The following is a 21,523-nucleotide window of genomic DNA, read 5'->3' as shown; positions in this document are numbered from 1 at the left end:
CGCCATAGTCCGTAGCTATCCGAAGACCATGGTGTTGGCGCGGGCGGTGTCCATGTATTCGCGGACGCGGTGGATGCGGCCTTCGTGGAGTTCGAAGATGAAGCAGTAGTCGTTTTCGTAGGCGTTGCCGTTGGCGAGGGTGGCGGTCATGGTCTCCTCCACGATGACGCGGTCACCTTCGGCGTAGAAGCCGTGGAAGGTGAGGGTGACGTCCTTGGCGAACATCTTGGAAAAGCCGTAGGCCAGGAAGTCGGCGATCGCGTCGCGGCCGATGATGTGGCTGGGGCCTTTCATGAAGACCGCAGTGGCGTTCCGCGGGGGTGCGAGCCACTCCGCGTCCTCGGTGAAGAACGCGGATATTTGCTCGAAATCGTGTGTGGCGAAGGCTTTCCAGGCGTTTTGGACGATGGTTTTGCTGTCCTGAGTCACCTGGTCAGCGTTGCGAAGATTCCGCCGCGCCGCTGGCGGAAATCAGACGAGGTCACCCGATGTCGCCTGCCGGCGACACCGGGTGATCGCTCAGAGTCGCGCGGCGAGGCGGGTGCCCTGATCGATGGCGCGCTTGGCGTCCAGCTCGGCGGCCAGTTCGGCGCCGCCGATGAGGTAGAGGTTCATGCCTGCGGCGCGCAGCTCGTCCTCCAGATCACGGACCGATTCCTGGCCCGCGCAGATGATCACGTTGTCGACCGGGATCAGTTGGGGGCGTTGGCGTTTCTCGCCGAAGCTGATGTGCAAGCCGTTGTCATCGATGCGTTCGTAGTTGACGCCGCCGATGTGGTCGACACCCTTGGCCTTGAGTGCGGCGCGGTGCACCCAGCCGGTGGTCTTGCCGAGGTCCTTGCCGAACGGCGTCGTCTTGCGTTGCAGGAGAACGACTTCGCGGGCGGCCGGCGAAGGCTTCGGCTTGGTGAGCTGACCGCGAACCTGCTCGTCGTCGGCGGTGACGCCCCACTCTTCCTTCCACTCGTCGAGCTTGAGCGTGGGATGCCCTTCGACGGTGAGGAATTCGCTCACGTCATAGCCGATGCCGCCGGCACCGATGACCGCCACACGCTTGCCGACCGGACGCTCCTCGCGAACCAGTTCGGCGTAGGACAGCACCATCGGATGGTCGATGCCGGGGATGTTCGGGATGCGCGGCTTCACGCCGGTGGCGAGCACCACCTCGTCGTAGCGGGCCTCGATGAGTTCGGCGGCGGTCACCCGCTTGTTCAAATGCACTGTCACGCCGGTGACTTCGAGCATCCGGCGGTAGTACCGGATCGACTCGTTGAACTCTTCCTTGCCCGGAATGCGGCGGGCGATGTCGAACTGCCCGCCGATCTTGTCGTCGGCCTCGAACAGATCGACGTGGTGCCCGCGCTGGGCGAGGTTGACCGCCGCGGACAGCCCGGCCGGCCCCGCACCGACCACGGCGACGCGCTTGGTGCGCCGGGTGGGCAGCAGCTTCAGCTCGGTCTCGTGGCCGGCGCGCGGGTTCAGCAGGCAGGACACCGTCTTGTGCTGGAAAGCGTGGTCCAGGCAGGCCTGGTTGCAGGCGATGCAGGTGTTGATCTCGTCGACCCGGTCCTGCTTGGCCTTGTTGACCCATTCGGGATCGGTGAGGAACGGGCGCGCCAGCGAAACCAGTTGCGCGTCACCGCGGGTCAGGATCTCCTCGGCGATCTCCGGCATGTTGATCCGGTTGGACGCACACACCGGAATGTTCACCTGCTTGGTGATCTTCGCGGTGAACTCGACGAAAGCCGCACGCGGCACCGAGGTCACGATGGTCGGCACGCGTGCCTCGTGCCAGCCGATGTCGGTATTCAGGATGTCCGCGCCCGCGGCTTCGAGTTCCTTGGCCAGCGCGACGATTTCGTCGAACGTCTGACCCTTCTCGACCAGCTCGGCCATGGAGAGCCGGAACACGATGATGAAGTTCGGGCCGACCGCGGCGCGGGTGCGGCGCACGATCTCCACCGCGAGGCGGCGCCGGTTCTCCGGCGAGCCACCCCACTTGTCGGTGCGCTTGTTGGTGCGCGGCGCGAGGAACTGGTTGATGAAATAGCCCTCACCGCCCATGATTTCGCAGCCGTCGTACCCGGCGAACTGGGCCAGCTTCGCACAGCGCGCGAAGTCGTCGATGGTCTGCTCGACGCCCTTGGCCGAGAGCTTGCGCGGCCGGAACGGGTTGATCGGCGCCTTGATCGACGAGGCGGAGACGCTACCGGGCATGTAGGAGTAGCGACCCGCGTGCAGGATCTGGATGGCGATCTTGCCGCCTTCCTTGTGCACCGCCTTGGTGATCACTCGGTGCCGGTACGCCTCGGTTTTGTTGGTCAGCTTGTTGCCGAACGGCAGCAGCCAACCGGTGCGGTTGGGTGCGTAACCGCCGGTGATGATCAGGCCGACACCGCCGCGGGCCCGCTCGGCGAAGTAGGCCGCCAGCTTGTTGGTGTCCCAGGCGCGGTCCTCCAGGCCGGTGTGCATCGACCCCATCACCACGCGATTGCGCAGGGTGGCGAAGCCGAGGTCGAGCGGCTCGAACAAATGGGGGAAGGCACTCATGCCTGTCTCACCTTTCTCCGGTCAATCGCCGCGCGGGGCTGTCGCGGGCGGGTGCAGGGCGTGCAGAACTTCGTCGCACCATTCGATGAACCCCGACTCCACGCGGACGCCCGCGCGTAAGACGAGGTACTGGTGCAGAGCCGTACCGGAGAGCTGATCCGGTGCCGGAAAGTCGCGTTTCTCGATGAGGCGATAGACGTCGAGGCGGTGGGCGTGCTCGTCGCGGTGCCGCGCGACCTCGGTGCGCAGCGCGCCGATATCGCCGTAGGCGGCGGCGCGGATCTTGACCGCGAGCTCGTTGCGCGGGGTGCCGGTGTCGGAGGGTTCGGCGATCCAGCGGGCCAGCTCGGCGCGGCCGGCCGCGCTCACGGCGTAGACCTTCTTGTCCGGTCGGCCGTCCTGGGCCACCGACTCACTGCTCAGCCAGCCGGATTCCTCCATGCGCTTGAGCACGCGATAGATCTGCTGATGCGTCGCGCTCCAGAAGTACCCGATGGACTTGTCGAAGCGGCGCGCCAGCTCATACCCCGAGCCGGCCCGCTCGGTCAGCGATACCAGCAAAGCGTGCTCGAGGGCCATGCGGCAAGAGTAGCCGTGACACCCAGTACTATGCAACTGAGTGCATACCCCCGCTTTCGTGTCGGGCGTTGACCGGGTTGTGCGGGCCGAATCGCATTAGGCTGCGCCGCATGGGCGAGCGAATCGTGTCGGAGCGCGGGGCGCGCATGCCAGGGCCGAGCGCCGGCGAGGTGCAGGCATGAGCGAGCGCAGCGAGCGAGTCGTGTTGGAGCGCGCGTCGCGCATGCCGGAGTCGAGCGCTGGCGAGGTGCAGGCATGAGCGAGGTGGACGCGCGGGCCACTGTCGGGCAGGCCGCCGGGCGCGGGCAGGTGGCGGCATGGGGGCTGTGGGACTGGGGGTCATCGGCGTTCAACGCGGTGATTCTCACGTTCGTGTTCTCCGTGTACCTGACCGACAAGGTCGGTGATGATCTGCCGGGCGGGATTTCGCCGAGTGCGTGGCTGGGGTGGGCGCTGGGGCTGGCCGGGCTGGTGGTGGCGGTGACCGCCCCGGTCAGCGGGCAGCGGTTCGACGCGACCGCGAAACGTAAACGCTCCCTTGCTGTTCTGACGGCGCTCTGCATCGCGTCGATGACCCTGATGTTCTTCGTGCACGACGACTACCACTACCTGTGGCTCGGGCTGGTGCTGCTCGGGCTGGGCTCCGCGTTCTTCGAACTGGCCAGCGTGCCGTACAACGCGATGCTGCGACAGGTGTCCACGCCGGCAACAGTCGGCCGGGTGTCCGGATTCGGTTGGGCGATGGGCTATTTCGGCGGCATCTTCCTGCTGTTGATCTGCTATTTCGGTTTCATCGCCGGCGAGGGTGACACGCGCGGGCTGCTCGGGATACCGACCGATGACGGGCTCAACATCCGGTTGGTCGCCATCGTGGCGGCGGTCTGGTTCGCCGCGTTCGCGCTGCCGGTGCTGTTCACCGTGCCCGAATTGCCGCGCACCGACGCCGATCCCGGCGCGGCCAATGCGGGATTCTTCGCGTCGTACCGGATCTTGGCGCGCGACCTGCGCGAGCTGTGGGTGACGGATCGGCGCACGGCCACCTTCCTGATCGCCAGTGCGATATTCCGCGACGGCCTGGTGGGCGTGTTCACCTTCGGTGCGGTGCTTGCGGTTCGGGTGTACGACATCGCGGACTCCGACGTGCTGCTGTTCGGCATCGCCGCCAATGTGGTTGCGGCACTGGGCGCGATCGTCGCGGGCCGCTTCGACGACCGCGGCGGGCCGAAGCTCGTCATCGTGGTCTCGCTGGTCTCGATGATCATCTGCGGTCTCGCCCTGCTCGTCGTCTCCGGCCCGCTGATGTTCTGGATCTTCGGCCTTCTGCTCACCGTCTTCGTCGGCCCGGCCCAGTCGGCCGCCCGGTCCTTCCTCGCCCGGCTGGCCCCGCCCGGCCGCGAAGGTCAGTTCTTCGGTCTCTACACCACCACCGGCCGCGCCGTCTCCTTCTTGGCCCCCAGCTTATTCGGCCTGTTCGTCTGGCTCTTCGACGCCGACCGAGCCGGCATCATCGGCATCGTCCTCGTCCTCGTCCTCGGACTGCTCGCCCTGCTCCCCGTCCGCTCCCCCGACCCCACTGAGATCGCCACCCCACCCAAGATCGACCGGCTCACCTGAGCGGTCCCTCGTTCCCAGTGCCGTATAGGAGGGGTGCGTGTGGCGGAGGTGGATCGCATAGGCTCCTGGCGTGAGCTTGCCCTCCCCTACTTCTGAGAATCGCGCGGTGGTTACCGGCGCCTCCTCCGGCATCGGCATGGCGTTGGCCGCCGAACTCGCCGCGCGCGGGTATTCGTTGATTTTGGTCGCGCGGCGCGGTGAAGTGCTCACCGAGCTGGCGCAGCGACTGACGTTGGCGCATGGGATCGCCGCCGAGGTGCGCGCGGTGGACCTCGCCGATCGGACGCAGCGTGCGGCGCTGGTCGAGGAGCTCTCGGCGCGCAATATCTCGATCCTGTGCAACAACGCGGGCATCGCGACGTTCGGGGCCGTCGCCGAGCTCGATCCGAGTTACGAGCGTGCGCAGATGGAACTGAATGCTGTTGCGGTGCATGATCTTACGCTTGCCGTGCTGCCCGGCATGATCGAACGCGGCAGTGGCGGGATCCTGATCAGCGGGTCGGCGGCGGGGAACATGCCGATTCCCAATAACGCCACCTACGCCGCGAGTAAGGCGTTCGCCAACACGTTCTCCGAGTCGTTGCGCGGCGAACTCAAGGGTTCCGGCGTCAACGTCACCCTGCTCGCACCGGGCCCGGTGCGCACCGATGCGCCCGACCCGGCCGACGCGTCGATCGTCGACCGGTTGGTGCCCGACTTCATGTGGGTGTCCTCGGAGTACACGGCGAAGGTGTCCATCGACGCGCTGGCCCGCAACAAGATGCGGGTGGTGCCCGGACTGATCAGCAAGGGGATGAGCGTGGCGGGCCAGTACGGTCCGCGTGCGGTCACCGCGCCGATCGCGGGCGCCTTCTACAAGAAGCTCGGCGGCTAGCGAGACGCACCTCACGACCGGGGTCAGGGATCCGTCAAGATCGGGCCTTCGGTCGTCAAGCAGCCGTAAGCTGGACGTTTGCCCCAGCGGAATCGGCGTAGTCCTGACAGCGGCCCCGCATACGGAATAGCGGGGGCGCACACAGGAGACACCGTGACGCTGCTGGAAATCTTCCCGTCGCTGAAGTCGGGAATGCCCTCTCGTCTCGACTCGGCCGTATGGCCGCGCGACACGCATTACGACGACGCGGGTCGCATCACCATCGGCGGGGTGGCGCTGGCCGACATCGCCGACCAGTACGGCACTCCGACCTACGTCCTCGACGAGCGCGAGGTCAGGGAGCGCTGCCGCGCCTACCGCAAGGCCTTCCCGGAGGCCGAGATCATCTACGCGGGTAAGGCCTTGATGATCCGCGCGGTCGCCAACTGGGTTTCCCAGGAGGGGCTGTCGGTGGACGTGTGCTCGTCCGGCGAGCTGGCCATCGCCTTGGCCGCCGGGGTCGCCCCGCGCCGAATCATCATGCACGGCAACGGAAAATCTTTCGATGAACTGACCGCCGCGATCAAGGCCGGGGTCGGCCGGATCGTGGTCGACTCGCTGGCCGAGATCACGCTGCTCTCGGCGTTGGTCACCGACTCGCAGAATGTACTGCTGCGCCTGTCCCCCGGCATCGACGTGCACGGACATCCCGCCGTGAAGACGGGCGTCACCGATCAGAAGTTCGGCTTCCCGCTCGGCGGCGACACGGCCGCGGAGGCGGTGGCGCGGATTCTGCGGCAGCCGAAACTGAACCTGGTCGGCTTCCACTGCCACCTCGGCTCGCAGATCTGCGACCCGGACTACTACGGCGAGGCCGTGCGCCGGGTGGTCGCCGAGATGGCGCGGGTCCGGCAGGACCACGGGCACCTGCTCACCGAGCTCGACCTCGGCGGCGGGCACGCCGTCGCCTACCGCACCGGCGACCCCGAGATGAACCTCGGCGAACTCGCCGCGATCATCGAGGACGCGTTGGACGCGGCCTGCGCACGGCAGCACTTCCCGCGCCCGCACATTTCGCTGGAGCCGGGCCGGGCCATCGTCGCGCACGCGGGCGTGACGCTGTATCGGGTGCTCTCGGTCAAGCACATCGAGGGCGGCCACACCTACGTGACCGTCGACGGCGGGATGAGCGACAACCCGCGCGTCGCGCTGTACGGCGCGCGCTACAGCGTTGTCGTCGCGAACCGGCACCCGACCTGTGCCAGCATGACCGCCACGGTGGCAGGCCGCTTCTGCGAGGCGGGCGACATCCTGGCGACCGATGTCCAGCTGCCCGTCGATCTGCGGCCCGGCGAGGTGCTCGCGGTGCCGTCGACCGGCGCCTACCACCACAGCCTGGCCTCGTCCTACAACAGCGTCGGCCGGCCGCCGATCGTCGCGGTGCGGCACGGGCAGTGCCGGGAGCTGGTGCGCCGGGAGACCATCGCCGACCTGATGTGCCGCGACGTCGGCTGCTGAGTGTCCCGCCGGACCGCGCGGTGTTTCGCGCGCCGCGCGGTCGGGCGCGTCAGCGATCCGTCAAGATCGGGTCGCGGGTGGTCAACGTTGCGCTAAGCGACTGCTTCCTGGCGGATCGGCGGCGTAAGTCTTGGTAGGCCCCGCAGATGGAGAAAGCGGGGAGCGGATCAGGAGAGCACCCGTGACGCTAGTGGACTTCTTCTCGCCGATGCGGTCGGGAACTGCCGCGCACCTGGATTCCGCGGTATGGCCCAGCGATGCGAGGTATGACGACGAGGGCCGGATTGTCGTCGGTGGGGTCGCGCTCGCCGACATCGCCGAAACGTACGGCACCGCCGCTCGGGTGCTGGACGAGCGGGAGGTGCGACAGCGCTGCCGCGCGTATCGCAATACCTTTCCCGAGGCCGAGATCGCTTACGCCGCAACCGCGTTGCTGCTGGGCGCGGTGGCCGACTGGGTCACCGGCGAGGGGCTATCGGTGGTCGTGTGCTCGTCCGGTGAGCTGACCGCGGCGCTTACGGCCGGGGTCGATTCGAAGCGAATCATCCTGCACGCCAACGGTGTATCACGCGAGACGCTGGAAACCGCGGTTGCGCGGCAGGTCGGCCGGATCGTGCTGAGTTCGCTCGCCGAGATCGAGCTGCTCACCACCGTTCCCGCGGCCCGTCCGCAGCGGGTGCTGTTGCGCGTAGCTCCTGGTATCGACGGAGACGCTGCCCACGAGGCGGACCGACCAGGGTTTGCGCTCGGTGCGGCCACCGCCGAGGCCATGGCACGGGTTCTGGGCGCGCCGATGCTAGATCTGATCGGCTTCCACTGCCACCTCGGGTCGCAGATCTACAACCCCGATCACTATGGCGAGGCAATTCGCCGGATGGTCGCCGAGATGGCGGTGGTCCGGCACGACCACGACCGCATTCTCACCGATCTCGATCTCGGCGGCGGGCACGCCATCGCCTACCGCAACGGTGACGCGGAGATGAACCTCGCCGAGCTGTCCGCGATCATCGAGGACGCCCTCGACGCGGCGTGCGCCCGGCAGCACTTTCCGCGGCCGAAGGTCGTCCTCGAACCGGGGCGCGGGATCGTGGCGCGGGCCGGGGTGACGCTGTACCGGGTGTTGTCGGTCAAGCACAGTGACGGCGGGCATGTCTCCGTCGTCATCGACAGCGAGGCACGCACGCGGGTAGGCACTTTCGCGGGGACAGTCGTGGCGAATCGGCTGGCGACCGGTCCGCTGGTGAGCACGACCGTCGCGGGGCGAGCGGGCGATCTGATCCTCGCTACCGAGGTGCGGCTGCCCGTCGACCTGCGGCCCGGTGAGTTGCTCGCCGTGCCGTGCACCGGTGCGTATCAGCACGGTGCGCCACGCTCCCGCGTCATCGCCGTCCGCGAGGGGCACTACGCACAACTCGTTCGCCGCGAGCCGAGTCTGCTCGATCGTGACGCGAGCTGACGCTCTCGATCGTGACGCGCGCTGAATCTGCTGGACCGCGGCGTGCGCTCAACTACTCGGCCACGACACGAACTGAGCCTGCTCGCGATTTCCCGCACACGACACTGTGTGCGGGAAACCGACTGGCGGTCAGCGCTTTCGGGTGCCGAAGATGCTGCGGCTGATCTCGCGGCCCGCGGCGGTGGCCGCCGAGCGCAGGAAGCTCTTGACCGCAGGGTTTTTCATGATGCGTTCGGCGGTGGAATCCTCATCGGTCTTCGACGCACGGCCGGGCGCCGGGGCGGATTCCGGGCTCTGGTCCGCCGCAGCGACCTTCGCGGCGAGCAGCTCGTAGGCCGATTCACGGTCGATGGTCTGGCCGTACTTGCTGTGCAGCGAGCTGGACAGTGCGCGCGACTTGATCGCGTCGTCGCCGATGGTGTCCATGAGCGAGCGGGGCGGCTGAATCCTGGTCCACGCCACCGGTGTCGGCGCGCCCTTCTCCGAAAGCACCGTCACCACAGCCTCACCGGTGCCGAGCGAGGTGAGGGCCTTCTCCAAGTCGTAGGTGCTGGTCTTGGGGTAGGTGCGCACCGTCTTCGACAGTGCCTTCTGATCGTCCGGGGTGAACGCGCGCAGTGCGTGCTGGATGCGCGCACCCAGTTGGGAGAGCACCTGATTCGGGATGTCGGTGGGCAACTGGGTGCAGAAGAACACGCCGACGCCCTTGGAGCGGATCAGCTTGACGGTCTGCTCGACCTGGTCCAGGAACGCTTTCGACGCGTCCGCGAACAGCAAGTGCGCCTCGTCGAAGATGAAGACCAGCTTGGGCTTGTCCACGTCGCCCACCTCGGGCAGCGTCTGGAACAGATCCGCGAGCACCCACATCAGGAAGGTGGAGAACATCACCGGCCGCGCCGCCTGCGCGCCGAGCTCGAACAGCGTAATGACGCCCTGCCCGCCCGCGGTGCGCACCAGGTCGCTCGGATCCAGTTCCGGCTCACCGAAGAAGGTGTCGCCGCCGTCGGCCTCCAGATTGACCAGCGACCGCAGGATGACGCCCGCGGTGGCCGCCGAGACACCGCCGATGCCCTTCAGGTCCTCCTTGCCCTCGGCGCTGGTGAGATGCGTGATGACCGCACGCAAGTCTTTGAGGTCGAGTAGCGCGAGGCCGTTCTTGTCCGCCCAGTGGAAGATCAGCCCGAGCGTGGATTCCTGAGTCTCGTTGAGCCCGAGCACTTTACTGAGCAGCACTGGGCCGAACGAGGTGATGGTGGCGCGAATGGGGACACCGATGCCATTGGTGCCGAGCGAGACGAATTCGGTCGGGAAGCCCGTCGGCTGCCAGTCCTCGGCGCCGGTTTCGGCGGCACGAGCGCTCAGCTTGTCGTTGGCCGCACCCGGCTGTGACAGGCCCGACAGATCGCCCTTGATGTCGGCGAGCACCACGGGAACCCCTGCGGCCGACAGCTGTTCGGCGATGCCCTGCAAGGTCTTCGTCTTACCGGTGCCGGTCGCGCCTGCCACGAGGCCGTGCCGGTTCATGGTGCGCATCGGAATGCGCACCCGCGCCGCCGGATCCACCTCGCCGTCGACCACCACGGTGCCGAGCTCCAATGCCACCCCATCGAAGGCGTACCCGGCCGCGATCTCCTGTGCGGCCGCCGACCCCTTGCCAGCTGCGGTGTCCGCCTTGCCGGCCCCCGCAGCGTCCGCCTTCTGGTCGGCCTTGCTCGCGGCTTCGGCGGCGGCAGCGGCAGTCTCGTCCGCCTTGGCCGCCGCGCTCTCCGCTTTGGCCTTCGTCTTGGCCTGCACCCCCTTCTCACCCGCCTCCTGCTCGGCAAGCTCGCGTTCGGCCGCCTCCGCAGCCGCTGCCGCCTCCGCAGCAACCCGCGCCGCCTCCTCCGCAGCCTTACGCGCCGCAGCAGCTTTTTCCTGAGGGCTTGTCATCGCACGTCCTCCGTCTGGTCTGACTCGAACTGCCTTAACGCAGTGTTTGCTGTCGTACCGAAAACGCCTGTGCCGATCTGCAGAAACTGTATCCCCGAGGGACCGTCCAGTGGTCTCACCTCCCTGCGACGGAGCAGACTTCTCCCTCGAACGGCCCGTTCGCGCGGCGCCGCAGGCGCTGCAAAAACGACACAGCTAATGTTGCTGCCGTGTCAGATAAATACGTGGTGTGGATGGATTGCGAGATGACGGGCCTGCGCCTGGACAGCGACAAGCTGATCGAGGTGGCCGCGCTCGTGACCGATAGCGAACTCAACATCCTCGGTGAGGGTGTGGACGTGGTGATCCACGCCGATGACGCGGCGCTGGCCGCCATGCCCGCGGTGGTCGTCGACATGCATGCCCGTTCCGGGCTGACCGAAGAGGTGCGCCGCTCCACGGTCACCATGGCCGAGGCCGAGCAGCAGGTGCTTGACTACATCCGCCAGTACGTGCCCACGCCGCGCACCGTGCCGCTGGCCGGTAACTCGATCGCTACCGACCGCGGCTTCATCGCCCGGGACATGCCCACGCTGGACGCCCACCTGCACTACCGGATGATCGACGTGAGCTCGATCAAGGAGTTGTGCCGCCGCTGGTACCCCCGCATCTACTTCGGTCAGCCGGAGAAGGGCCTGGCCCACCGCGCACTGGCCGACATCAAGGAATCCATCCGCGAGCTGGAGTACTACCGCCGGACCGCGTTCGTCGCACCCCCCGGGCCGTCCACCACGGAGATCGCCGCGATCGCCGCCGAGATCGGCAGCGCCGCGGGACCCGCCGAATCGGCCCAGGTCAACGCCTCGTCGGAAACCGATTAGGGAGACGAAGGGGTGACACGCTAATATCGACGGCGCCGGTGTTCATCCGGTGATGGTGACCGTAGTTCAGTTGGTAGAGCACCAGGTTGTGATCCTGGCTGTCGCGGGTTCGAGTCCCGTCGGTCACCCTGAGAGGCCCGGGTTGGAGAGAAATCTCCAACCCGGGCCTTTTCTTTTGCCCGGCACCCGTCCAGCTCGTGCCCGCACACGACGAACGGGCCACCAGCTACTGCTGATGGCCCGTTGACGTTACGGTTCAACGCGGGTCGGCGTTACCCGCCTTCCACACCGGCCACGGGATGTTCCAGTCCCCCAAACCGTCTACGCCGGACAACGTTCCGCCGACGGTGTTCTTGATGATGGTGATGTCACCACGCTTGGCGTTCTGATACACCCACTGCGCGTTCGCCGGGCTCAGGTTCAGACACCCGTGGCTGGTGTTGCTGTAACCCTGCTGCCCGACCGACCACGGCGCCGAGTGGAAGAAGATGCCGCTGTAGGAGATTCGCGTCGCGAAGTCGACCGGCGTCTTGTACCCGTCCGGCGAGTTCACCGCCACACCGTAGGTCGAGGAATCCATGATGATCTTCTCGTGCCGATCGCTGACGATGTAGATGCCGTTGTCGGTGGGCGTGCTGTTCTTACCCATCGAGGTCGGCATGGTTCGGACGACCTCACCGTTCTTCTCGACCACCACCTGCTTGGTGTTGTCGTCCGCGGTGAAGATCACCGCATCGCCGATGGTGAAGTACGAGTGGATGTTGTCCTGGCCGTACAGACCGTCGCCGAGATCACGGCCATACACATTCACGTCGATCGTGACCTTGGTCCCCGGCGCCCAGAAATTCTCCGGACGCCACCGCACCTCGCGGTTGTTCACCCAGTAGAACGCGCCCTCCACCGGCGGCTCGGTAGTGATTTTGATCGCATCCTGGGCGGCCTTACGGTCCGGAATCGTCTCGTCGAACTGGATCGCCACCGGCTGGCCGATGCCGACCACCTCGCCCTCGCCAGGCAGCAGATACGGCTTGGTCTGGCTGTCCGGGGAGCTGGTGGTGAAGCTGAGCGTGGTGGAGCTGGCGCCGCCGAGGCCGATCGCGTCCGCCTTCAAGCGATATACCTTGCCGTAGCCGAGCACCTCGGTGGTCTCCCAGGACCGGCCGTCGGCGGCCAGCCTGCCGTTCACCGGCTTACCCTGCGCATTCACCAGTGTCACGTTGGTGAGCTTCCCGTCCTCGACCTGGAAGGCCAGCGGCACACCCGGCGAGACCCCCATCTCGCCGTCCTTGATCGGCGACAACAGCTTCGGCTTGATCAGCTCGACCAGCGGGTTCCGGTCGATGGCGATCGACGACGAATCCGCCGAGTCCGATGCAGAGCACCCCGATAACACCGACGCGGCCACCGCGAATACGGCGAGAGGTGCGGTGATATGTCGTATCCACCGACGCCGACCATGACCAACGCTCATTCCAACCCCGTTTCAAGTCTCGGTGCATCAGAAGCACACCGATGGCTTCGGATCCCAACCGCCTACAGCTCAACCCGCCGTGCCTGCGGAGCGGTCGAGACCACGTTCGGCCATTCTGCCAGTCCGAGACGCTCGCACCAACGCGAATCCCGCGCCGACACAGACGTGTTACACCGGATAGATCCGAACTGTCCGGTTCGGTGTTAACACCCGCGACCGAACCGTCATCGCCCCCGCTCAGGAGGCGATTTCACATCTGCCGCCTCGGCCTGTTAAGGTTTGTCCCGCACCGGAACACGGAGCAAGCGCCATTAGCTCAATTGGCAGAGCAGCTGACTCTTAATCAGCGGGTTCGGGGTTCGAGTCCCTGATGGCGCACATATCCAAAGCCCTGGCAGATCCATTACCGGGGCTTTTCTCATGTCGGTTGAGTTCGCTCGTTCCGACGTAGCCGTGGTCTCGTACTCATCCCGCAGTTCGGCGCTCACCAGCGAAGCGCGCCAACGCGGGAGACGAGCCATACAAAGATCCGCTTCCTACGGACTCGTGCTGGCTTCGGACCGCGTGCACATGGTCCGACTCGGTTCCTCGTCGAAGGATGACCACGGACGTTGGATGCTGCCAGGTGGCCGGTTAGAGCACGGCGAACACCCGCGGGAAACCGTGGTCCAGGAGTTCAAGGAAGGAACAGGGTCCGATGCGGCGGCCCGATATACTGCCCCGGTTCCAGGTGCCGTGACGAACCCTCACCTAAGAAGAGTTGATGAGACTTCTGCCCTTGTTCTTGCGTCAGCCGCTGGAGGCCATCTACGAGCGTCGGCTGGCTACGACGCTGAGCGGACTGCCGAGACCACAGCACATCGGCGTCGTGCTCGACGGTAATCGCCGCTGGGCGAGAGAGGCCGGCCACGACGATGTCCGGGAGGGATATCGGGCCGGCGGGGCCAAGGTCACGGAGTTCCTCGAATGGAGCACCGCCGCCGGCATCGCGCACGTGACCCTCTTCATGCTGTCCGACGACAATCTCAGCCGCCCGGCAGCGGAGCTCGAGCCGCTGATCGAGATCATCGAAGCAACCATTCGAGACATCACCGCCACCAACAGGGATTGGGAAGTCCAGGTGATCGGATCACTCGACCTACTTCCCGGTGACACGGCTCGAGTGCTCAAGGAAGCGGTCGCCGAAACGGTCGGACGTGGCGGCCCCAGGGTCGACGTCGCGGTCGGGTACGGCGGCCGCCGCGAGATCGTGGACGCAGTGAAGCGCGCGTTCCGGCAACGCGTCGCGGACGGCGGCGACCTGCTCGAGCTGATCGAGCAATTCGATGTCGATGACATCTCACAGCACCTCTACTCACCCAATGGCGAGAACACCGACTTCATCATCCGCACCTCAGGGGAGCAGCGGCTATCAGGCTTTCTGCTGTGGCAGTCGGCCTATGCCGAGATGCACTGGCTGGACTGCTACTGGCCGGCCTTCCGCCGTATCGACTTTTTGCGTGCACTGCGATCGTATGCAAGTCGTCAGCGACGATTCGGCAAGTGAGCCGGGCTGACCACCTGGACGAATAAGTCCGACGCCTGGTCCCGCGGTTCAGGCGATCAGCGACCGGGTGACCGGCGCGCCGATCGCGTAGTTGTGCCATAGCGGCCGGTCACTACCCGTTGATCCCCCACCGCAGCCGACGGTCCGGGTCTGTGGTCTGGCGAACGAACTGCACTCGGGGGAAGTTGTGTGCGAAGCAGCGCTGCACCGTGTCGGTGGGTTGCACGTGGTTGAGGTACCCGCCGGAGGAGAAGGGGGCTACGGCGCGGTTTGCGCTGAGGATCCAGTTATGGGCTTCGTCGACCGGGTTGGGGGTCCGGACTACCCACTCCAATGCTGCGGCGTGCGCACGCCAGGGGAAAGCAGTGGCGTCGGGAGCGGTGTCCTGGATGGCGCCGTCGAGCGGTTCGACCACAACCACACCCGATCCGCCACTGTCCGAACGGGCGGCGATGACATCGACGATGGTGTCGACAGCGGCCGGCGAAAGCTGGGCAACGACGTCGGAGCCGGCGACCCTGATCGATCCCGGACGCGGCCGCCCACTGTCGAGGTCGTGTACGGCGGCCAAGTACTCCAGCGTGCGATGGTCTACTGCGGACGGCTCGATTCCGGCCGCGGCGCTCAGGTCGGCGGCCACTGCGGCTCCGGTACCTGCCGGGCACACCATCCGGACCAGACATTGAAGTCCGTCGTCCGCCGAGATGAGGACGCTGGCATACACGCCACGATCGGCCGTGGGCATCCACTGCGCCCAGCCGTTGAGCACGCTGGCTGCCTTGTCACCCGGAAAAGTCAGTCGCACCATGTCTTTCGCCGTCGCAGGGATGGTGCGGTAGGTCAAGGAGGTGAGGATGCCGGTAGTGCCGCCGGCACCGCGCAGTGCCCAGAACAGGTCCGGCGCGGTGGTCGCGTCGGCTCGTATCGCTTCGCCGTTCGGCAGCACGAGTTCGGCCGCGACCAGCCGGTCGCAGGTCATGCCATAGCGGCGCGCATCGGCCCCGAGACCGCCGCCGACCGTCAGACCGGTGAGCCCGACGTCGGCACAGACACCGATCGGCAGCGCCAAGTCCGACTCGGCCAGTTGGGTCACCGCAGCGAGACTGGTCACCCCGGCACCGACGGTAACCTGGTCGGCGTCGACGGTGATGTGGTCGAGTCCGCGTACGTCGATCACCAGTGCACCGGTGGAGGCGGACGCGCCGACAAACGAGTGGCCACCCGATCTGGCGGCGATGGGCAGGCCGTGGTCCCGCGCGAAGGACACCGCCGCTTGTACGTCCTGCGGCTGCGCCACCTCGACCACTCCGAGTGGTGCGTTGCCGTCGAACCGCCGGTCGAAAAGCGCTTTCACCGCAGCGTATTCGCGGTCCTCGGGCAGCACGAGCGTGCCACGCAATCGACTGCGCAGCCCGGTCCATGCCGTGGAGTCCACGGTTGCCGCCGCAGTCCCCGAGGACAGCGTTCCCGCGGCCGCGGCGGCCACGAGGCCACCCGCACCGCGGATCAGCGAGCGACGCGAAAATCCTGATGCAAGGAGACCTGTCGCTTCCGCGGAGTCAGTCACGCCGCCCGGCCCTTCGTCCCCGTGTGCAGTCCAGCAATCAGCGGTGAGAGTGCACCTGTCCACGCAGCGAGCACAGCTTGTCCTCCTAGTTGCGACCGATCCCGAGACCATCCGACGACAGCGAAGCGACGCGCGGCCGGTGCCTCGTTGTTCGAACAGAGATGATTCGGTGCGGCGACACCTGTGGATGGACCGCAATTACTCGATCGGCGACAAGCCGGTGGCCGGCACTTCACCGAAATTCTGGTCCAGGACCGCGTAAAGCCTTGGTGGGCTCCTCGCCGCGCTCCCGTCGGCCGGTGCCGTAGGCGGACGACACCGGGGTTTGCAGTGCCGTCTTGAACTCAGATGCTGCACTGAGGGTTTCGGTATCGTTTTTGGTCTGACCACGAAGCGTTTGCGTGTTGGCCGGAGTCGCTAGGCTCTCGGCATGCGGGTACCAGGGGTGTGGATTGGGTGCGATGTCATCGCGACTCGGATGCGGCGCGAGACCCGGCTTCGACGCAGCGGGGAGCACTCCCGATTGAGCCGCAGCGACATCGTGGTGCACTCCGCCGATGGAGAACGCGTCGCGAGGGTGCTGACGAGGTGCGCCAACATCCTCGGGTTCGATCTCGAAGGCGAGCAGTTCTGGACCGAAATGGTCGCTGATCTCTTCGACGGCCCGTACGAGGACCGAGCGGCCGACGATGCTGGGATCGCGTTACGCGCACACTGGGTCACCGCGCCCGATGGCGAGCCCATCGGTCTGGTCGTGTGGTTGGCGCCGGGCGCGGTCACGCCTCGGCCGGTCTACAACAGCTGGATTCTTGATCTCGATGCGGTCACCACCAGCAGCGCCGGAGACAACCTCGCAATCCTGGGCACCGACCGCAAAGTCGGCGAACCGCGACCCATCCACGACCTGCTGCGATACGCGAATGCGGACGATGTGCCGAAGTTTCTCGCGTTGTATTGGGATGCCGCGACAGGTACCCAAAACCTTGCGGCCGAGGCGATTTGGTCGATTCAGCCGCCGGGCGCCCCTGACTGGATGCATTTCTGGAGTGCCGCGCACGCCGGCGTCGGCCCGACCGAGCGATCCGTCTACGGAATGAGTTTGCAACTGGCCCGACGTCCCGAGCCGGTCGTATCCACGTTGCGGCACATAGTCCAGTTCACCCGGTCTTCGCTCATCCTGGTCGATGCAGAACGCCGGGTCACCCTGCACACAGAGGGGGTGCTGCGTGAAGAACTATGCGACAGCAACATTGCCAACCTGCTGGATGAGCTGCAGATCGCGCGGATCGTTTCCGGACCGGAAACCAGCGTCGAAGCGATTGTGACGATCAACGGCCGCCGGTACCAGGCCAGCGCGTGGCCACTGCCGAGCGTGCAGCACAAACCCGTTCGGCCGGCCGCGATCGTTATCCGACCCGTTGACAGCGAGTCCGCGGCTTGACCGCCGCCACTGCTAGGTACTACGGCGCGGGCCACGCGCAGTCCACAGCGCGGTCTGGCCCACCCTGGTAACCGACACGTCCGACCACGCTCGATCGAGGGCGTAGCGCAGCCCATCGAGATCGTCGCGCGCGTTGTCGAAGGCTTTGTGCGCCCGGAAGTAACCGTCGACGGCCCTACTCAGCGGCGTTGAAGGCTCCGCCAGGACTGTGGCGCCGAAAAACACGCCGTCGGCGCTGGTCACATCGGCAACGCGCTGGAACGCGCGCCCCTTCTCGCTCCATGTGCCGGGCAAACAATGCATCAGCAAACTGGCCGCAACCGAGCGGAACCGCTGATTCACAGGCAGTTCGCCTAGCACGGATCCATAATGCGCCCTGGCCTCGATTCCGCGTTTCCGGAGGCGCCGGGAGGCTTCTTCGAGTGCATGCACAGACAAGTCCACCAACTCGACTACCGGAGTCCGCGCGGCGCCGAGGGGCGCTCGTTCGAGCAGGTCCCCCGTGCCAGGACCGATATCCAGGTGCACCGCAGACGACAGTCGCGAGTACTGGTCCAGCAGATGCGTTGTCTCACAACGCCAGACGACCTTGTTGTTGATGCCCAACACAATACGGTCGTAGACACGTAGTAGACCGGGCGTATACGGAGCAGCACCATCGAGTTCTTCTAGGGTTAATTGGCTGACCTGAACCATATGATGGACTCCAAGAGGCACCGGGGCAGCCGGAAGCGCCCCATTCGGGAATGGGATCTGCTTCCGGGCTCGGGAATCACTCTCCGGCCGGTGCGAGAGGAATCATAACAAGAACGTCCCGCAGCTCAGGCCGCCGACTGGGGACCACCGTTCCGGCACCCAGCCGAGCAGTGATTCCAAGGTGGTTCTGCAGGCACTAACCGGTGGTGAAGGTGGGGTCCGGCGGGATCCAGCGGCTGCTGCGCGAGGCCGATGACGCGAATCCGAAGTCGTGTTTGAGTTCTTCGGGGATGGCGTACTGCATGACGCGGCCTCGGGTGAGGGAGCTGAGTTCGAACCAGGTGGTGAGGTGGCCGAGGCGGTCGAGGGCCCATTCGCCCAAAGGGGAACTGTCTTCGATGGTTTCGAGGATGCCGAGTAACGCGGGGACGGTTTTGATGGCGGTGTCCCAGGCGGTGCGTGGCACCTCGAGCCAGTCCGCGCAGGTGTCGCCGATGAGGTAGCGGATGAGGGCGGAGACGACGGGGTCGAAGAGGGTGCCGGGGACTACCTCTTCGTAGAGGTCGATGAGTTGGCGGGTGAGGTTCACGCCTTCCTGGCTCGGCCCCATATGTCGAATCAGGTAGAGATCGAGGAACTCTCGGGCGGACTCGATGTCTTTCGGTGCGTGTTCCTGGTCTACGCCGAGCATCGCGCCGACCACGCGCCAAGCGTAGAAGTAGGCTTCGGCGCCGTCGACGCTCATGTGGATGTTCAAGCGGTGCAGGCTGTCCAAGACCAGCATCGAGAACAGCAGCTGGCCGCCGATCATGTCCTCCTGGCAGATCGGCGTCCCCCATTCTGCTGTGTCCCAGCGGTTTTCGCGGGAGAGGTGGTGGCGGATCGCGGCGTGCAGCAGCCGCACCTTCTGCACGGCGGGAATGAAACGGCTGCCGGCTTCGAAGGCGTCGGGCTGCATCAGGTAGACGGTGAACTGCCCGGTCTCGGCCATCCGTTTGGACGGATACTCCAGAGAGTGGGTGGCCGACAACAGCTTTGCGACCTGCGGGATGACGTAACAGGCGGGCATAGCGGCGAAGGACAGCGCGGTGGAGATGTGCACGTTGTTGTCGATGAAGAACAGCCTGGCCTTCTCCATCTCGTCCCAGTCCACCCAGGCGGGCGGGGCGGCGGTCGTGTGCAGGTACTCGCGGGCGACCTCGGGCAGGTCGTCGGGCAGCGGCGAACCGGCGGTGGAGACGTAGCGCATCAGGGTGTTGAACTTGCCCACCTCCCCGCGCTCGAACAGGGTGGCCACGGTAGCATCGGCGAGTTCGTCACCGTGCAGGCGCAGCGCGTCCATCGACGTTTGTGTCCGGTTCATCGAGACTCCTTGTGTCGGTGGCGAAATGGGTGGATCAGTAGCGGCGCGCGGTAGCGGCGGTGGCCAGTTCGGTCAGCGCGCGGGCGGCGGGTGCGGGCACGTCGGCCAGGGCGTGCGTGGCCTCCTCGACTCGGTCGGTGATCATCTGCTCGATGCGCGCCGGTGCGCCGACCCGGATCATCAGGTCGCGGACTTCACAGAGGACGGCCTCGTCGGGTTCGCCCTGCTTCAGTAGCCGGGTCAGCTGTTCGCGCTGCGGGCGGTCGACCGCGTGCCAGGTTTCGGCGAGCAGGGCGGTGGGGCGGCGGGCGCGCAGATCATCGAGATTCGCCTTTCCGGTACGGTCCTGGTCGCCGAAGAGCCCGAGCAGATCGTCGCGCAGCTGGAAGGCTTCGCCCAGCGGTAAGCCGTACGCGGAGAACGCTTTCCGCAGCGCATCGCTCGCGCCACCGAGCGCGCCGCCGATGAGCAACGGTTGTTCGACGGTGTATTTGGCCGTCTTGTACCGGACCACCTTCAGCGACTCGGCCACATCCGGAACCGCACCGGTGCAGAGGATTTCGAGGCACTCACCGGCGATCAGTTCCCGGGCCAGCACCGCCCACAGCGGGCGCGCCCGCGACAGGTAGGCCGCGGGCAGACCACTGGTCACGAACAATTGCCCGGCCAACGCCATCAGCAGATCGCCGACCAGCATGGCGAGCGCCTTACCGGTCTGCGCGAATTCCGGTGCGCTGTGCAGCGGTTCGTGCAGGGCGACCTGCGCGGTGGGCAAGCCGTGCCGCAGCGGACTGTCATCGATGATGTCGTCGTGCACACTCGCCGCCGCGTGCACCAATTCCAGTGCGGCAGCAGCCCGGACGAAGGCACTGCTGTCCGGTTGCCCGGCCGCGCGCCAACCCCAATAGCAGAACGCCGCCCGCAACCGTTTCCCCTGCGCGCTCGCCGCTACCAGCTGATCGGCCACCGGACGTAGTCGCGGATCGATGGCGAGCAGCTGGTCGCGTTCCTGCCCGACGAACTCCTCCAGGATGTCGTCGACGCGCGCCTTGAAAGCGCAGGCGTCGTGCCGATCAGGGCGCACCGGAACCGGTTTCGCGCGCACGGACATGCTGCGCGAGGATCTCCAGGTGGGCGGGCGGCAGCAGCGAGGTCCGGTCCAGCGCTAACCGGCCACGCGCTTTCAGATCGCTCTCCGCCTCGCCGGCCATGCCGGGTAAGTCGGACCGCCGGAGTAATCCCAGTGCCCGGTTCACCACCGGGCCTACCCGGCTGAGCGCCAGATCCGCCAGCCCCGCCGCCAGGAGTACCGCGTCCTCACCCCGGGATCCGCGCTGATTCGACCTCTGCGACATGCGATCACGCTCCTGTCCACCCGAACGGCACTCACACCGCGACCCGGAAACGCCGAACAGGTCCGGCACCGCCAGTGTCGCAGCGGCGACCCGGTGACGTGCCGAAAATTCGCAGGACAACCAGTTGTCCTCTTGAATGTCGGCTGCGCACATGGTGTTCGGAGCAACACTTCAGCGCCGGAGTTTTCAGCGGAGGCTACGCCCCACACAAACCAACCGCCGCTCGTCGTACCACCCGCCCTCCGCACAGCGGAACTGATACGTCGTCATGGGTTGAGTTCGGGAACTCACGCACCGATAGAACACGGCTCGGTCGGCCGGATCGACGTAGTGCCCCGCACTCTTGCCGTCGCAGAAGTCCGAGCGCGCCTCGATCGGCACCACCGCGTACTGCCGAGCGGCGATATCGCGCCCGGTCCCCTCGGGCATATCCACCGCGGCCATGGTGCCGAGCGTCATGGCAGCGACGCCGAGGGGTGGCAGCACTGCGAGCACGGTCCCGGCGGCAAGGACGCCGGTGCGGCACGCCAGGCTGTTCGATTTCATGGACGGCGGTTCCCTGTCTCCCCGGTCGCGGGGCATCGGCGACTAGCGGCTCCCCTGTATTCGGTTCCGCAGACCGACCGGATCGGATCTTCCGACGGAAACGCCGTGATCTGGCCGTTTGCGCCGACGTCTCACCGTTCTCAATCCGGACGAAATTCCCGGTCCGGCAGCAGATGTCC

General features: G+C 66.4%; 19 protein-coding genes and 2 tRNA genes. 10 read left to right on the top strand and 11 right to left on the bottom strand.

Annotation, left to right across the window (positions count from 1 at the left end):
* Positions 1-15: 15 nt before the first annotated feature.
* From DMB37_RS28725 to DMB37_RS28715, 3 genes are all read right to left on the bottom strand, one after another.
* Positions 16-429, bottom strand: coding sequence for a nuclear transport factor 2 family protein (locus DMB37_RS28725; RefSeq protein WP_135235339.1), 414 nt, complete (start codon positions 427-429; stop codon positions 16-18).
* Between the two features lie 90 nt (positions 430-519).
* Positions 520-2,550: an NADPH-dependent 2,4-dienoyl-CoA reductase gene (locus tag DMB37_RS28720; RefSeq protein WP_135235338.1), complete on the bottom strand. Its 2,031-nt coding sequence runs from the start codon at positions 2,548-2,550 to the stop codon at positions 520-522.
* A gap of 21 nt (positions 2,551-2,571) precedes the next feature.
* On the bottom strand, positions 2,572-3,129 hold the full coding sequence (locus DMB37_RS28715; protein WP_135235337.1) for a PadR family transcriptional regulator: 558 nt from the start codon (positions 3,127-3,129) through the stop codon (positions 2,572-2,574).
* A 255-nt stretch (positions 3,130-3,384) separates the two neighbouring features.
* Here DMB37_RS28715 and DMB37_RS28710 point away from each other — a divergent pair, with 255 nt between their 5' ends.
* The 4 genes from DMB37_RS28710 to DMB37_RS28695 all read left to right on the top strand — a co-directional run bounded on the left by DMB37_RS28710 (position 3,385) and on the right by DMB37_RS28695 (position 8,570).
* The gene (locus tag DMB37_RS28710; protein ID WP_135235336.1) at positions 3,385-4,743 is read left to right on the top strand and encodes an MFS transporter; all 1,359 of its coding nucleotides are present in this window, start codon (positions 3,385-3,387) and stop codon (positions 4,741-4,743) included.
* Between the two features lie 70 nt (positions 4,744-4,813).
* Positions 4,814-5,617 carry a mycolate reductase gene (gene cmrA, locus DMB37_RS28705; protein WP_135235335.1) on the top strand — a complete coding sequence of 268 codons (804 nt, stop codon included), beginning with the start codon at positions 4,814-4,816 and terminating at the stop codon, positions 5,615-5,617.
* Between the two features lie 153 nt (positions 5,618-5,770).
* Positions 5,771-7,114, top strand: a complete 1,344-nt coding sequence (gene lysA / locus DMB37_RS28700; protein ID WP_135235334.1) for a diaminopimelate decarboxylase — start codon at positions 5,771-5,773, stop codon at positions 7,112-7,114.
* A 181-nt stretch (positions 7,115-7,295) separates the two neighbouring features.
* Positions 7,296-8,570, top strand: coding sequence for a diaminopimelate decarboxylase (locus tag DMB37_RS28695; RefSeq protein ID WP_370465223.1), 1,275 nt, complete (start codon positions 7,296-7,298; stop codon positions 8,568-8,570).
* Positions 8,571-8,699: 129 nt separating this feature from the next.
* Here the strand turns inward: DMB37_RS28695 and DMB37_RS28690 are convergent, their stop codons facing one another.
* Positions 8,700-10,499, bottom strand: coding sequence for a helicase HerA-like domain-containing protein (locus DMB37_RS28690; RefSeq protein ID WP_135235333.1), 1,800 nt, complete (start codon positions 10,497-10,499; stop codon positions 8,700-8,702).
* A 209-nt stretch (positions 10,500-10,708) separates the two neighbouring features.
* Here DMB37_RS28690 and orn point away from each other — a divergent pair, with 209 nt between their 5' ends.
* Both orn and DMB37_RS28680 read left to right on the top strand, forming a co-directional pair.
* A complete protein-coding gene (gene orn / locus DMB37_RS28685; protein ID WP_135235332.1) occupies positions 10,709-11,359 on the top strand; it encodes an oligoribonuclease in 651 nt (216 codons plus the stop codon).
* A gap of 55 nt (positions 11,360-11,414) precedes the next feature.
* Positions 11,415-11,487, top strand: a tRNA-His gene (locus tag DMB37_RS28680).
* A 128-nt stretch (positions 11,488-11,615) separates the two neighbouring features.
* On the opposite strand, the gene DMB37_RS28675 is transcribed toward DMB37_RS28680, so the two are convergent.
* Positions 11,616-12,830 (bottom strand): Ig-like domain-containing protein, encoded by a 1,215-nt coding sequence (locus tag DMB37_RS28675; RefSeq protein ID WP_135235331.1) that lies wholly within the window; start codon positions 12,828-12,830, stop codon positions 11,616-11,618.
* A gap of 305 nt (positions 12,831-13,135) precedes the next feature.
* On the opposite strand from DMB37_RS28675, the gene DMB37_RS28670 reads away from it, so the two are divergent.
* The 3 genes from DMB37_RS28670 to DMB37_RS28660 all read left to right on the top strand — a co-directional run bounded on the left by DMB37_RS28670 (position 13,136) and on the right by DMB37_RS28660 (position 14,376).
* Positions 13,136-13,208: transfer RNA gene (locus DMB37_RS28670), tRNA-Lys, on the top strand.
* 42 nt (positions 13,209-13,250) lie between these two features.
* The gene (locus DMB37_RS42000; RefSeq protein ID WP_135235330.1) at positions 13,251-13,712 is read left to right on the top strand and encodes an NUDIX domain-containing protein; all 462 of its coding nucleotides are present in this window, start codon (positions 13,251-13,253) and stop codon (positions 13,710-13,712) included.
* The gene (locus DMB37_RS28660; RefSeq protein ID WP_135235329.1) at positions 13,594-14,376 is read left to right on the top strand and encodes an isoprenyl transferase; all 783 of its coding nucleotides are present in this window, start codon (positions 13,594-13,596) and stop codon (positions 14,374-14,376) included. Before DMB37_RS42000 ends, DMB37_RS28660 begins: the two co-directional genes overlap by 119 nt.
* A 112-nt stretch (positions 14,377-14,488) precedes the next feature.
* On the opposite strand, the gene DMB37_RS28655 is transcribed toward DMB37_RS28660, so the two are convergent.
* Positions 14,489-15,862 carry an FAD-binding oxidoreductase gene (locus DMB37_RS28655; RefSeq protein ID WP_167768966.1) on the bottom strand — a complete coding sequence of 458 codons (1,374 nt, stop codon included), beginning with the start codon at positions 15,860-15,862 and terminating at the stop codon, positions 14,489-14,491.
* Between the two features lie 604 nt (positions 15,863-16,466).
* On the opposite strand from DMB37_RS28655, the gene DMB37_RS28650 reads away from it, so the two are divergent.
* Positions 16,467-17,384 (top strand): hypothetical protein, encoded by a 918-nt coding sequence (locus DMB37_RS28650; protein WP_135235327.1) that lies wholly within the window; start codon positions 16,467-16,469, stop codon positions 17,382-17,384.
* 12 nt (positions 17,385-17,396) lie between these two features.
* On the opposite strand, the gene DMB37_RS28645 is transcribed toward DMB37_RS28650, so the two are convergent.
* The 5 genes from DMB37_RS28645 to DMB37_RS28625 all read right to left on the bottom strand — a co-directional run bounded on the left by DMB37_RS28645 (position 17,397) and on the right by DMB37_RS28625 (position 21,344).
* Positions 17,397-18,080, bottom strand: coding sequence for a class I SAM-dependent methyltransferase (locus DMB37_RS28645; protein WP_135235326.1), 684 nt, complete (start codon positions 18,078-18,080; stop codon positions 17,397-17,399).
* Positions 18,081-18,276: 196 nt separating this feature from the next.
* Entirely contained in the window at positions 18,277-19,443 is a 1,167-nt protein-coding gene (locus DMB37_RS28640) for an oxygenase MpaB family protein (protein ID WP_135235325.1), read from the bottom strand.
* Between the two features lie 34 nt (positions 19,444-19,477).
* The gene (locus DMB37_RS28635; protein ID WP_206055026.1) at positions 19,478-20,554 is read right to left on the bottom strand and encodes a polyprenyl synthetase family protein; all 1,077 of its coding nucleotides are present in this window, start codon (positions 20,552-20,554) and stop codon (positions 19,478-19,480) included.
* Positions 20,517-20,798 (bottom strand): polyprenyl synthetase, encoded by a 282-nt coding sequence (locus DMB37_RS28630; RefSeq protein ID WP_135235324.1) that lies wholly within the window; start codon positions 20,796-20,798, stop codon positions 20,517-20,519. Before DMB37_RS28630 ends, DMB37_RS28635 begins: the two co-directional genes overlap by 38 nt.
* 186 nt (positions 20,799-20,984) lie before the next feature.
* Positions 20,985-21,344, bottom strand: a complete 360-nt coding sequence (locus DMB37_RS28625) for a chitin binding peritrophin-A domain-containing protein (protein WP_167768965.1) — start codon at positions 21,342-21,344, stop codon at positions 20,985-20,987.
* Positions 21,345-21,523: the final 179 nt, after the last annotated feature.

The sequence above is a fragment of the Nocardia sp. CS682 genome (assembly GCF_004634405.1).
In the GTDB taxonomy this organism is placed as follows: Bacteria; Actinomycetota; Actinomycetes; order Mycobacteriales; family Mycobacteriaceae; genus Nocardia; species Nocardia ninae.
This window is presented reverse-complemented; position numbering and strand designations above follow the sequence as displayed.

Bases quoted from the DNA above. Each gene is read 5' to 3' on its own strand.
- DMB37_RS28630 (WP_135235324.1), bottom strand. From the start codon at position 20,798: ATGTCGCAGAGGTCGAATCAGCGCGGATCCCGGGGTGAGGACGCGGTA.
- DMB37_RS28635 (WP_206055026.1), bottom strand. From the start codon at position 20,554: ATGTCCGTGCGCGCGAAACCGGTTCCGGTGCGCCCTGATCGGCACGAC.
- DMB37_RS28715 (WP_135235337.1), bottom strand. From the start codon at position 3,129: ATGGCCCTCGAGCACGCTTTGCTGGTATCGCTGACCGAGCGGGCCGGC.
- DMB37_RS28640 (WP_135235325.1), bottom strand. From the start codon at position 19,443: ATGAACCGGACACAAACGTCGATGGACGCGCTGCGCCTGCACGGTGAC.
- DMB37_RS28710 (WP_135235336.1), top strand. From the start codon at position 3,385: ATGAGCGAGGTGGACGCGCGGGCCACTGTCGGGCAGGCCGCCGGGCGC.
- DMB37_RS28720 (WP_135235338.1), bottom strand. From the start codon at position 2,550: ATGAGTGCCTTCCCCCATTTGTTCGAGCCGCTCGACCTCGGCTTCGCC.
- DMB37_RS42000 (WP_135235330.1), top strand. From the start codon at position 13,251: ATGTCGGTTGAGTTCGCTCGTTCCGACGTAGCCGTGGTCTCGTACTCA.
- DMB37_RS28675 (WP_135235331.1), bottom strand. From the start codon at position 12,830: ATGAGCGTTGGTCATGGTCGGCGTCGGTGGATACGACATATCACCGCA.
- DMB37_RS28645 (WP_135235326.1), bottom strand. From the start codon at position 18,080: ATGGTTCAGGTCAGCCAATTAACCCTAGAAGAACTCGATGGTGCTGCT.
- DMB37_RS28690 (WP_135235333.1), bottom strand. From the start codon at position 10,499: ATGACAAGCCCTCAGGAAAAAGCTGCTGCGGCGCGTAAGGCTGCGGAG.
- DMB37_RS28625 (WP_167768965.1), bottom strand. From the start codon at position 21,344: ATGAAATCGAACAGCCTGGCGTGCCGCACCGGCGTCCTTGCCGCCGGG.
- DMB37_RS28660 (WP_135235329.1), top strand. From the start codon at position 13,594: ATGAGACTTCTGCCCTTGTTCTTGCGTCAGCCGCTGGAGGCCATCTAC.